The following is a 12211-nucleotide window of genomic DNA, read 5'->3' as shown; positions in this document are numbered from 1 at the left end:
GTCGATGTGAATTTAACGGATTCGGCGAGCATGACGTTCGCGGTTATCGAGTTTTTGTAATTCACTTTTTTTCAGCAGTACGTAGATGGCACCGCTGCCACCATGTATGGCCTGAGCACTATGTATCGCTAATACCGATTCAATTTGCGGTAGCCAGCCACTCACGTAGCTTTTTAGTAATGCTGGTGGTTGGCTATTTGCGCCTTTGCCGGTAATGATTAATGCGCTACGAATGTTTAATTGCTGGCACTGTTTGATGAAACTTATAATTTCGTTACGCGCTTGCTCAAGGCGAAGTTTGTGTAAATCTAACTTGGCTTGGATTTCATATTTGCCCAAACGGAGCTTCTTGAATACACCTTGCTGTAGTCCAGATTTTTTGTAACTGACGGGATCGTCGGGGCGTAATAGTTTAACCTGTTCCAGTGAAAGGTAATCTTGATGACTCGCTGCCTGTTGTTGGGCTGCTAATTGACGAGCCTGCTTTGCGGCGGAATCTAAAGTTGCACTACTGCCGATGATGGCGTCTTGCTTTAAGGGCTTGATTCCAGCAACTTCTTGCTGAAATAGATCAAATTCTTCAGACATAAAAGAACTCCTGAACAACGAAGTCCCTTCTTTATAGATGAGAGCATGCAGCGGCGCAACCGCTGCGTTCGCTTATTTTTGTGGTGGTTCGCTTTGGCTGATTTTTTTTAGGAAATAATAAGTATAAAAAATCATCAAACCAATTGTAATCGCGATCACCGAAATAGACATTAAACCAATGCTATTACCAAACAGTAAGTCTAACCAAAGATCCATGCTAAAGATTCCTTCTTATGAGGTCACCTGAGCATAACTTGGTTGAATATTAGCCAAATTGATAGTGATCAATCTGTGTTTGGATCAACTTCACGAATTACATAACCTTGTTGTTCTAAATTACTGAGTAAGCCTTGTTCGCCATATAGATGCATGGCACCAACGACGACAAAACTGGTGTTATTGAGTTCGGTGAGTTGTTGCAGCCATTGCTGGTTTCGCTGGTAGAGTAATTTATTGATCACCATTTCGGCTTCTTGTTGGAACATTGGATCTTCACCAAGCAGCGCAAATAGTTGTTGGTTATCCCCTTTGTTCCAGTATTCCACGAGTTGATTGAACATCTGAGGAACCTGTTCGAATTCATCGAGAGTTTGCTGTAAGAGAGGAATTTGAATACTCTCAAGGCTGCTTAAAGCTTCCAATTGTTGTTCAAAAGTCTCAAGTGCGATAATTGGCTTGTATCGTTGTTTTGCTTGTTCGATGAAGTGAAGATCAAGTCCAAGCTCAGGTTTAAAACCTAAGGCTTGCATTTGCAATTGGCTGAGTACAATGGCGGCATACCAAGCTCGCATATTGCTAAATAGTGTTTCGGAAATACCTAGTTGTTGGCTACGTTGCTTTAACAGTTGCTGATAATGAGGGCTTAAATCATCGTTGAGGCTGCGATTAGCCGGTTGCAGTGTTCTGGTGTTCAGCATTTGCTGATCACTCGCGCTTAGCTTTGTGATATCAGTTTCGATGATCAGTTGTTGGCTGTGCTTAAAGGCATCGATAAATGCTGCAGGTAGTGGATAAAACTGCTCGCTACCTAAATGGATCGAGCCGAACAAATAGAGGCGTTGTTGTGCTTTACTGGCCACCCAGAGTGAAGGCTCAGCAGCCAGCTGAGTACTCGAAAGGATTAGTAACAGCGAACCTAAACGCTTTATCCAAGTTGACATAATAAATCCGTTATTGAAAAGGTAAGCCATTTTATCATGCGTACTTAACTTTTTCTGAGTATTGCATCGAGCCAAGTGACTGGTAAACAACGACGCAATAAAGCAAACAGATGAGTGGGGGAGGTCACATAGTAGCGAACTTTCGGGCTTGGCGCTTCTAGGGCATGCAGTAGTGCGTTAAATACAGCGCTAGCAGGTAAGGTAAAGCGAGAGCTAGCTCCTTCTTGGCCGAGACGTTTTAAGGTATGTTGGTAAGCTGCTTGGTGGCGACTTTGCTCTAGTTTGATTGATTGCTCGAAGGCAATTTTGGCATTTTTTCTAAATGAACTGATAATCGGTCCTGGTTCGATCAGGCTTATCTTAATTGGCGTATCGGCTAATTCTAGGCGCAGGGTATCTGTGTACCCTTCTAGGGCGAATTTACTGGCGTTGTAAGCGCCACGATACTTCATTGCTACGAGCCCTAGCACCGAGCTATTCTGGATAATTCGTCCTTGTTGTCGCTCAAGCATATGAGCAATCACTAAGCGGCTCAGATGATGCCAACCAAACAAATTGATTTCAAACTGCTGGCGCAGTGCTTCAGTGGGCAGATCTTCTAGCGCTCCGGGTTGTCCGTAGGCACCATTGTTAAACAGGTAGCTTATCTTTCCGTTAGCCATTTTTAAGGCTTGTTGCCAGCCTTGTTCGATGGATTGCTGACAGGCTAAATCTAATTGTATACAGTTTAAGCCCATCTCTTGGAGTCGTATAACATCGGATAAATAGCGACAAGATGCGATGACGTGATAGTTATGCTTTGGTAGTTGTTGAGCGCAATATAAACCAATGCCACTACTACAGCCGGTAATCAAAATGCTTGCTTGCTCTGGTTTCATGTCTTGCCTGCTTATTGTTGAAAGATTTACGCTTGGATAGATATACAATTGGCAGATCCTTGGCAGCTTGGCTTTGGAGCAATTGGTCGCCTACTAAAGATGAAATGTCTTTCGGTCGACTTTTAAATCATGTTTGGAGTCAAACCGAAGCTTACTCATTTGTACATATAGGTAAGGCTTATCTTGGTGTAAAGGCAGATTCAGTAAGGTTTGTGTATTTCCAAGAGGCCATGATAAGGCTTAAATCAATCCGATAGGGATTGCCTTCGAGGATACGTTTGACTTGATGGGGGCAATCTTTTGCTCAAATTTATCGCGCTAGAGATAATGTCAAATTTACCCATAGAAATGCTCACTTACAGTCGGAGTTTAACCGAATATGTAGGTGAAAAACACTTTGTTCAGTGGACAAGGCCTGAACTTTACAAATCAAACCTTGTACTTATAGCGTTTTGACGCAAAATTATTTTTTCCAAAAGGATTTACTCGCTTCAATGTTGGCTTGCCTACGACTGACACCAATGTCTCTGAGTAGGTAATCGGGCAGGCTAGCTAGCTGTCTACGCAGCTTGGCGCGCTCAATACACTGTTCGTAGTGTGCCGCAAAATACTTGATGCTAAACCAGAGTCGCTGGATTAAAAGTAAGTCTGGTTTAACTCTAAACTGACTCATTTGCTGATGTGTTCCACTGTGTCTATTCATTTTTGATGCTCCTATGCTGTTTGCACTTAAACATTATTTGATTTTAGGTTAGGCTGACAAACGACTTAAACAGACTGTGAGTTAAGGAGAGCTTAAGTGAGTGAGCGTTTGCCCCCTTTGCAAGGGCTATATTGCTTCTATATGGCGGCTGAATTAGGCAGCTTTAAGCAAGCTGCGGCTAGGCTATATGTAACGGCTGCGGCGATGAGTCAACAGATCCGCCAGTTGGAAGAGCGACTTGAGGTTAAGTTATTCGAGCGGCAGCATCGTAAGGTCGTGTTAACCGCTGAAGGGGTCACTTTATATCACTATGCGAAACAAGCCTTTGTGAGTTTACAGGATGGAGTTAGGCAGCTGAGTCAAGATCCTAACCCAAATACTTTATCGATTTCGGTACTACCTTCATTTGCTCAACACTGGTTAGTGCCACGCTTGGGTGATTTTAGTCAGCAACATCCCGACTTGTCGGTGATGTTGATGCCGAAAGATACCTTGATTGATTTTCGCCAAGAGCCTGTGGACCTATGTGTGCGTTACGGGTTGGGGGAATACCCTGGTTTAGCATCCGAAAAGCTAATGGATGACCATATTTATCCAGTTTGTCATCCGCTTTACTTTGAGCAACACCCGGGTTTATCCCTTGATGACTTAAGTGGACATACGGTGATAGATGATGCTCGCCCAGATATGAACTGGCAGTATTGGTTACAATTGGCGGGTTATAAACAAAGTCCTACCAAAGCCAACTTAATCTATCAAGGCGCCCACGTGGTGTTAGAAGGAGCTTTATCTGTGCAAGGGATAGCTTTAGTGAGACATAGTCTGGCTTGGAAATACATTCAGCAGGGGACTTTAGTTCAATTAGGGAATATTGCGGTGCGTTCCAGTTATAGCTATTTCTTAGTCGCTCCAGAGCCCTATTTAAAGCGAGAAAAGGTGCGCCAATTCAGCCATTGGATCAGTGCTGAAGTGGAAAGTTTTTGGTTTGACAGCCAAGCTAAATCTACTGATATAAAGCTGGTACAAGCCAAAGAGTGCTGTTAGTTCGTCGTTGAGGTGCTCGATTGTTTACAGCGATTTTGCCGTTTGCTGCTCTGGTGGTGAACTTTGTTCAATCGTAATTCGAGTGGCTTCTAAGGTTGCCCAGCTTTTGTCATTACGAATAATCTCTGCTTTCACCAGTTGATAATCAAGCGCTGGTGCAAGCCATAACCAAGTTTTGCGGCCTTCCCGCTTTTTTTGTTCAAGCTTAAGCGTTTTGAATTCACCTAGTTCGGTGTTGATCGTTTCTTTTCCGATGACATTGAAGCGGTAGTTTTCAATTTCATCAATGGCGTTGTAATGATAATTCATATCGGTGAGGCCATTTTTTAGGTCATTTTGTAGTTGCACCGAAAAGCCAGCGGTATCCATTAATTGTTTTACGTCTTCGGGCGCTTCAAAGTGATGACTCTTGCCATTAATTTCAACGATTAATCCACCTTTACGGTCTGGGTGACCAATTGCTTGTAAGTGACTAAATAAACTTTTTTGCTTATGAACAAAACCTAAGGTTTGCACCTGCTCCTGTTGATAGGAAAAGCGCGAGGTATCATCGTAGGAAAATCCCCCGCCTAAAGCACTGGCACGGCTTTTTATTTGAAACACATTGTGATTGAGTTTTATGAGCTGTCGGTAGCCAGTAGCGATTGGGATCCCTTTAAAGCTTGCTGCATATTCAGCTTCAAAGGGAAGGATCTGTGCCACGGTGGTGGTACTCAATAACAAACTTGCAAAGCTTACGGTTTTTAATAACGACATAACAATTCATCCAAAGGGTGACATGCTTATTATACCTATCTAACTCATTATCTGTTGATTCTTGCTGGGCTAAATCTGCGCTAACTGCGTTATGTATCGTGTCATCAGAGTCATTCGTTACTGCACTTCATGCCTAGTTATCGGCAGATTTATTCTGCGCAATAGGTTGATCATATAATGAATCAAATTGGTATTATACTGAGCTAAGTATGACAAAGCTTCGAGTGAAACCAAAAATAAAAAGCCCCGCATCAGCGGGGCTTTATGATCACTTTGAAATTAACTTAATAAAATTAAGCTTTTGCTTTGCTTGCTTTTTTAGCGGGCGCTTTTTTTTCAGCTGCTTCACGTTCTTCGGTTTCTACGTAAGGACGACCGTAGTACGAATCAAGTAGCACTTGTTTTAATTCAGCGATTAATGGGTAACGTGGGTTTGCACCAGTACATTGGTCATCAAACGCGTCAACCGCTAACTCGTCAACTTTAGCAAGGAACTCTGCTTCAGGAACACCCGCAGCTTGAATTGATAATGGGATATTGATTTCAACTTTAAGTTCGTCTAACCAAGTTAACAATGCATTAAGCTTGTCTTCAGTATTCCCTTCGCGGAAGCCCAAGTGCTCAGCAACTTCAGCATAACGAGCCCGTGCTTTCGGACGGTCGTATTGTGAAAATGCGGTTTGTTTGGTTGGTGTATTGGTTGCATTGTAACGAATGGTATTGGTAAGCAACAAAGCATTTGCCAAACCGTGCGGTACGTGGAATTCTGCACCCAATTTGTGAGCCATTGAGTGACACACACCTAGGAAAGAGTTCGCAAACGCGATACCAGCGATGGTTGCAGCATTGTGTACTTTTTCACGAGCGATAGGGTCAGACTTACCATTTTTGTAAGAGCTTGGTAGGTATTCTTTCAGCATCTTAAGTGCTTGCAGAGCTTGACCGTCTGAGTATTCGTTCGCTAAAACAGAAACATAAGCTTCCATGGCGTGCGTTACCGCATCGTAACCACCAAAGGCACAGAGTGACTTAGGCATATCCATCACTAAGTTAGCATCGATTACAGCCATGTTCGGTGTTAACTCGTAATCAGCTAATGGATATTTTTGACCCGTTGCATCGTCGGTTACCACTGCGAAAGGTGTGACTTCTGAACCAGTACCTGAAGTTGTAGTGATACAGACAAGTTCAGCTTTTGACCCCATTTTAGGGAACTTATAAATACGTTTACGGATGTCCATAAAGCGCATTGATAGATCTTCGAAATCAGTTTCTGGGTGCTCGTACATTACCCACATGATTTTCGCAGCATCCATTGGTGAACCACCACCAACCGCTAAGATTACATCTGGTTGATAGCTGTGACAGGCTTGAGCACCTTTTTTCACGATGGTTAATGTTGGATCTGCTTCTACGTCATGGAATATTTCTACTTCCATACCTTTTTCTTTAAGGATTGAGCGTAGATCGTCGATGTAACCGTGGTTGAACAAGAATTTGTCAGTCACGATCATTGCGCGTTTCTTGCCATCTAAATCGTCCATGGCAACAGGTAATGAACCGCGGCGGAAGTAGATTGATTTAGGAAGTTTATGCCACAACATATTCTCAGCTCGCTTAGCAACAATTTTCTTATTAATTAGGTGTTTTGGACCCACGTTTTCAGAAATCGCGTTACCACCCCATGAACCACAACCAAGAGTCAATGAAGGTGCAAGTTCAAAGTTGTAAAGGTCACCAATACCACCGTGTGAAGAAGGGGTATTAATTAAAATACGTGCCGTCTTCATTTTGTCGCCAAAGTAAGCAATACGCTCGGCATTTGCATCTTGGTCGGTATAAAGAACAGAAGTATGGCCTACACCGCCAATATCTAACACGATACCCGCTTGGCGAACCGCATCTTCAAAGTCTTTCGCTTTGAACACACCTAAAGTCGGAGATAGTTTCTCGTGAGCGAACTCATCATCGAAAGAAGCTTCTAAGCCTTCGCCGATTAGAATTTTAGTTGACTTAGGTACGGTTACACCGGCTAATTCAGCAATTTTATAAGCAGGTTGACCAACAATTTTTGCGTTAAGAGCGCCGTTAATCATTAGTACTTTACGGACTTTGTCTGCGTCTGACTTGCTCAGTACTGCTGCGCCATATTTAGCGAACCGCGCCAATACTTCGTCGTACTTTGATTCAACGATGATTGCTGCTTGCTCAGAGGCACAGATTACGCCGTTATCAAAGGTTTTAGACATCAGAATTGAAGAAACAGCACGCTTCACGTCAGCTGTTTCATCGATCACTACCGGTGTATTACCCGCGCCAACACCGATTGCTGGCTTACCTGAAGAGTAAGCTGCTTTAACCATGCCTGGACCACCAGTAGCAAGAATTAAAGAGATGTCATCGTGCTTCATTAGTGCGTTAGACAATTCAACAGAAGGTTGATCAATCCAGCCAATGATATCCTTAGGTGCACCAGCTTTAATTGCTGCATCTAGTACCAGCTGTGCGGCAAAGTTGGTTGAGTTTTTAGCGCGAGGGTGTGGAGAGAAAATACAACCGTTGCGGGTTTTCAAGCTGATTAAAGCTTTGAAGATTGCCGTAGAGGTTGGGTTGGTAGTCGGTACGATAGCACAAACGATCCCTACTGGTTCAGCGATGGTAATGGTACCACCTTCTTCATTACGTTCAATGACACCACAAGTTAAAGTATCTTTATATTTGTTGTAGATGAACTCAGAAGCGAAGTGGTTTTTAATCACTTTGTCTTCCATAATGCCCATGCCAGACTCTTCAGCGGCCATGCGAGCGAGTTCAATACGGGCTGTAGAAGCTGCGAGTGACGCGGCGCGGAAAATTTTATCCACTTGCTCTTGGCTGTATGTTGCGAAAATAGCTTGCGCTGCCTTCACTCGAGCAACCATTGCGTTTAACTCATCTATATTACCTACAGGCATCCTGTTCTCCTCATTTAAACTAAAATTAATTAGTAAACCGAAATGGTCAAATAAACTGCCACATTATAGACCCTAAATAGACGCTTGAGTGGTTTAGTAATTAACTTTCACCAGCGATTATAATAGCCATTCGTTGCTTTAGCTTGATCCAGATCATGTGTTACTAAGTTACAAATGTAAATAAATAACGTTTTATTTACCTATATAGTGGCCTATTTGTATTATTTAATACAAATAATGTAATTTATTTACTGTTTTCATCTCATTTGTTCTGTTTGTCTTTCAGTTATGCTTTCATGTTGAATTGATTCGGTACCACCTTAATTCTTAGGCTTGGAGCGATAAACTAATTCATACATATTATGTAAATAGTTAGTTTGAGCCAATCACAAAAATCAACTTATTATTTGTTGTTTTGTTTCTTCGGGTGTAGCATCTTGCGTGATTGTACGTTTTTTCAGAACATTATACTGATTTAATATTCATGAAAAGTGAATGGAAATTACATGGTTAGGCTCATTGTAGCTCACCGTGTGGAGATGGAGATTAAAATGAAAACTGCTAAAACCCTTATTGGTAGCTTAATTGGCGCGGCCATATTCGGCTCATTCGCCATGACTACTTATGCTGCCAATGTTCCTGCTGGTGTAAAATTGGCACCTGTACAAGAGTTAGTACGTGGCAATGGTTCAGAACCAGCGTCTCTTGACCCCCACAAAACCGAAGGCGTCCCTGAATCGAATGTGATCCGTGAGCTTTTAGAAGGTTTAGTTAACCAAGATGGTCAGGGTAATCTGGTGCCAGGTGCAGCGGAGTCATGGGAAACAAAAGACAACAAAACATTTGTGTTTCATTTGCGTCACAATGCTAAGTGGTCAAATGGTGACCCAGTGACAGCTCACGATTTTGAATATAGCTTCAAACGTGCAGTTGATCCTAAAACAGCTGCACCTTATTCGTGGTTTTTAGAAATGACCACTATGGTTAACGCTGCAGACATCATTGACGGTAAAAAACCGGCTTCTGAGTTAGGAGTAAAAGCACTTGATGATTACACTTTACAGATCCAGCTGACGGAAGCATTGCCTTATTTTGTGGCAATGACCTCACACACCACCATGAAGCCAGTCCATCAAGCGACTGTTGAAAAATACGGGGATAAATGGACACTACCTGCGAATTTCGTTGGTAATGGGGCTTACAAAGTATCTGAGTGGGTGGTGAACGAAAAAATCGTGATGGTCCGTAATGAAAATTACTGGGACAACGCGCATACCGTGATTAACAAAGTGACTTATTTACCTATCGAAAGCCAAGTAACCGATATGAACCGTTTCTTAGCGGGTGAAATCGACATGACTTACGAGATGGCTAACGAACACTTTAAACGGATGCAAAAAGAACAACCTGAATCTTTGAAGGTGACGCCTTACCTCTGTTCTTACTACTATGGTTTTAATAACAAGAAAGCACCATTTGACGATGTTCGTGTTCGTAAAGCGTTGTCTTACGCCATTGACCGGGACGCGGTTGCAAAATATATCGTCGGTAAGGGTGAACTGCCCGCTTACAACTTCGCCCACCAGAAAGTCGCTGGCCTACATTTCGACAAACCAGAATATGCAACCTGGACTCAAAAAGAGCGCAATGCGAAAGCTAAAGCTTTGTTGGAAGAAGTGGGTTACACCAAAGACAAACCTCTAGAGTTTAGCTTGTTATATAACACCAGTGATAACCATAAGAAGATTGCAATTGCAGTCGCGTCGATGTGGAAGAAAACCCTCGGAGTAAAAGTTAACTTAGAAAACCAAGAGTGGAAAACTTTCTTGGATAACCGTCGCAACGGTAATTACGACGTGACTCGTGCGGGTTGGTGTGGTGATTACAATGAAGCGTCTACTTTCTTGTCGTTGATGCAAAGTAACAATGGTAATAACGACCAGTTTTATAATAGTCCTGCCTATGATGGTTTCATGAATGCGGCAATGGTAGCGGTTGATCCTGCCGTACGGAGTGACAACTACCGTCAAGCTGAAGCGCAATTGGCAAAAGATATGCCTTTAGCTCCTATCTATCACTACGTGAATGCGCGTTTGGTTAAACCGACTGTTGGTGGTTACCCGATGAACAACGCAGAAGACAAAGTGTACAGCAAAGACCTATACATCATTGCTCAGTAATTGATGATTAATAATAAGGCACCTTTTCTTAAGGTGCCTTATTTTGTTGTGGCTAGAACTTAGTCGCGACAACAGAGTTTAATAGTTGGAAATAGTATGATTAAGTTCATCTTTAAAAGAATATTAGAATCAATACCAACTTTGTTGGTATTGATCACCGTTACCTTTTTCATGATGCGTTTTGCTCCAGGAAGTCCTTTCTCTGGTGAGCGCTCACTCCCGCCTGAAGTCTTAGCCAATATTGAGGCGAAGTACGGTTTAGATAAACCGGTGTTAGAGCAATATTTGACTTACCTCGGTAATTTAGTTCAAGGCGATCTTGGCCCATCATTCAAATACAAAGATTACTCAGTGAATGAGCTGGTTGCACAAGCTTTGCCTGTCTCTGCCAAGATTGGTTCCATCGCCTTTGTTTTTACGGTGTTGATGGGCGTGTCGGTTGGCACACTGGCTGCTCTCAAACAGAATACCTGGATGGATTTTAGTATCATGTCCACCGCAATGGCGGGGGTGGTGATGCCTTCATTTGTGCTTGCGCCAACCCTAGTTTATATCTTTGCAATTAAATTACAGTGGTTACCTGCAGGGGGCTGGAATGGAGGGGCGATCCAGTACATCATTTTACCAATGTTGGGGATGTCGTTGTTGTATGTGGCATCTTTTGCCCGAATTATGCGCGGTAGCATGATTGAAGTCTTGAGCTCTAACTTTATTCGTACGGCCAAAGCGAAGGGTTTACCATTTCGTTATATCGTATTACGGCATGCGCTGCGCCCCGCTTTGCTGCCTGTGGTCTCTTTCATGGGGCCCGCTTTTGTGGGAATTATCACCGGATCGGTGGTGATTGAGACCATTTTTGGTTTGCCTGGTTTTGGCAAGTTGTTTGTAAATGGTGCACTGAATCGTGATTACTCTTTGGTATTAGGCTTAACCATTATGATTGGTACTTTTACCATTTTATTTAATGCGATCGTAGACATCCTGTATGCCTTTATCGATCCTAAAATTCGCTACTAAGAGGCTGTTATGTTAGACAATAAACAAAATAGCGACGCAATTAGCGAGTTTGCTCAAAATTTGGAAATTGAAGGTCGTAGCCTATGGCAAGATGCCCGGATACGCTTTATGCGCAACCGCGCTGCGATGGTTAGTTTAACCATATTAGTTGTAATTACCTTATTGGTTATTTTTGGCTCTCACCTCAGTGACTTTGTGTTTGATGACACCGACTGGGGGGCGATGCACCAAGGCCCTTCGATTGAAAACGGCCATTACTTTGGCACCGATGCCTTGGGTCGAGACATGTTTGTTCGGACTTTACTTGGGGGGCAAATATCGCTGTTAGTCGGGGTGATGGGCGCTTTTGTTGCGGTGTTAATTGGCACTTTATATGGTGCAACCTCCGGCTTTTTGGGCGGCACGGTTGACCGAGTCATGATGCGGTTGCTGGAAATTCTTTATGGCATCCCCTTCATGTTTTTTGTGATTTTACTGGTGACCTTTTTTGGCCGCAATATTTTCTTAGTATTTGTGGCGATCGGTGCGGTGTCATGGTTAGACATGGCGCGGATTGTTCGAGGTCAGACGCTGAGTTTAAAAAATAAAGAGTTTATCGAAGCTGCTGAAGTTTGCGGTGTCTCTAAGTGGAAAATTATTACTCGCCACATTGTTCCTAATGTATTGGGTATCGTTGCGGTTTACGCCACTTTATTGGTACCACAGATGATTTTAACCGAGTCATTTTTAAGCTTCCTTGGTTTAGGGGTACAAGAGCCGATGACTTCTTGGGGCGCCTTATTACAAGATGGTTCACAAACCATGGAAATCGCTATTTGGCAGCTGCTTTATCCAGCTGGATTCATGGTAGTGACTTTATTTAGTTTTAACTATGTAGGCGACGGTTTACGTGATGCCTTAGATCCTAAAGATCGTTAAGGCAAGGGTAGAA

General features: G+C 42.9%; 11 protein-coding genes. 4 read left to right on the top strand and 7 right to left on the bottom strand.

Going from position 1 to position 12211, the window contains the following annotated elements; all coding sequences use genetic code 11:
* Positions 1–12: 12 nt before the first annotated feature.
* From smrA to ACRRS1_RS15565, 5 genes are all read right to left on the bottom strand, one after another.
* Entirely contained in the window at positions 13–588 is a 576-nt protein-coding gene (smrA, locus tag ACRRS1_RS15585) for a DNA endonuclease SmrA (protein WP_432452272.1), read from the bottom strand.
* A 72-nt stretch (positions 589–660) separates the two neighbouring features.
* Positions 661–804: a DUF3149 domain-containing protein gene (locus ACRRS1_RS15580; protein WP_432452273.1), complete on the bottom strand. Its 144-nt coding sequence runs from the start codon at positions 802–804 to the stop codon at positions 661–663.
* Between the two features lie 68 nt (positions 805–872).
* A complete protein-coding gene (locus ACRRS1_RS15575) occupies positions 873–1748 on the bottom strand; it encodes a TraB/GumN family protein (protein WP_432452274.1) in 876 nt (291 codons plus the stop codon).
* Between the two features lie 44 nt (positions 1749–1792).
* Positions 1793–2626, bottom strand: a complete 834-nt coding sequence (locus ACRRS1_RS15570) for an SDR family oxidoreductase (RefSeq protein ID WP_432452275.1) — start codon at positions 2624–2626, stop codon at positions 1793–1795.
* Positions 2627–3089: 463 nt separating this feature from the next.
* Positions 3090–3329 (bottom strand): DUF1127 domain-containing protein, encoded by a 240-nt coding sequence (locus ACRRS1_RS15565; protein ID WP_432452276.1) that lies wholly within the window; start codon positions 3327–3329, stop codon positions 3090–3092.
* 96 nt (positions 3330–3425) lie between these two features.
* Here ACRRS1_RS15565 and ACRRS1_RS15560 point away from each other — a divergent pair, with 96 nt between their 5' ends.
* Positions 3426–4373 (top strand): LysR substrate-binding domain-containing protein, encoded by a 948-nt coding sequence (locus ACRRS1_RS15560; RefSeq protein WP_432459831.1) that lies wholly within the window; start codon positions 3426–3428, stop codon positions 4371–4373.
* A 24-nt stretch (positions 4374–4397) separates the two neighbouring features.
* Here the strand turns inward: ACRRS1_RS15560 and ACRRS1_RS15555 are convergent, their stop codons facing one another.
* The gene (locus tag ACRRS1_RS15555; protein WP_432452278.1) at positions 4398–5129 is read right to left on the bottom strand and encodes a DUF3108 domain-containing protein; all 732 of its coding nucleotides are present in this window, start codon (positions 5127–5129) and stop codon (positions 4398–4400) included.
* A gap of 293 nt (positions 5130–5422) precedes the next feature.
* On the bottom strand, positions 5423–8083 hold the full coding sequence (gene adhE / locus ACRRS1_RS15550; RefSeq protein ID WP_432452279.1) for a bifunctional acetaldehyde-CoA/alcohol dehydrogenase: 2661 nt from the start codon (positions 8081–8083) through the stop codon (positions 5423–5425).
* Positions 8084–8634: 551 nt separating this feature from the next.
* On the opposite strand from adhE, the gene ACRRS1_RS15545 reads away from it, so the two are divergent.
* From ACRRS1_RS15545 to oppC, 3 genes are all read left to right on the top strand, one after another.
* Entirely contained in the window at positions 8635–10263 is a 1629-nt protein-coding gene (locus ACRRS1_RS15545) for an ABC transporter substrate-binding protein (RefSeq protein ID WP_432452280.1), read from the top strand.
* A 96-nt stretch (positions 10264–10359) separates the two neighbouring features.
* Positions 10360–11280 carry an oligopeptide ABC transporter permease OppB gene (gene oppB / locus ACRRS1_RS15540; RefSeq protein ID WP_432452281.1) on the top strand — a complete coding sequence of 307 codons (921 nt, stop codon included), beginning with the start codon at positions 10360–10362 and terminating at the stop codon, positions 11278–11280.
* 9 nt (positions 11281–11289) lie between these two features.
* Positions 11290–12198 (top strand): oligopeptide ABC transporter permease OppC, encoded by a 909-nt coding sequence (oppC, locus tag ACRRS1_RS15535; RefSeq protein WP_432467418.1) that lies wholly within the window; start codon positions 11290–11292, stop codon positions 12196–12198.
* The last annotated feature ends 13 nt before the right edge of the window (positions 12199–12211 follow it).

The organism is Agarivorans sp. Z349TD_8 (genome assembly GCF_050870825.2).
Classification (GTDB): Bacteria; Pseudomonadota; Gammaproteobacteria; order Enterobacterales; family Celerinatantimonadaceae; genus Agarivorans.
The sequence above is the reverse complement of the archived record's forward strand: the minus strand, read 5'-3'. Positions and strand labels throughout refer to the sequence as shown.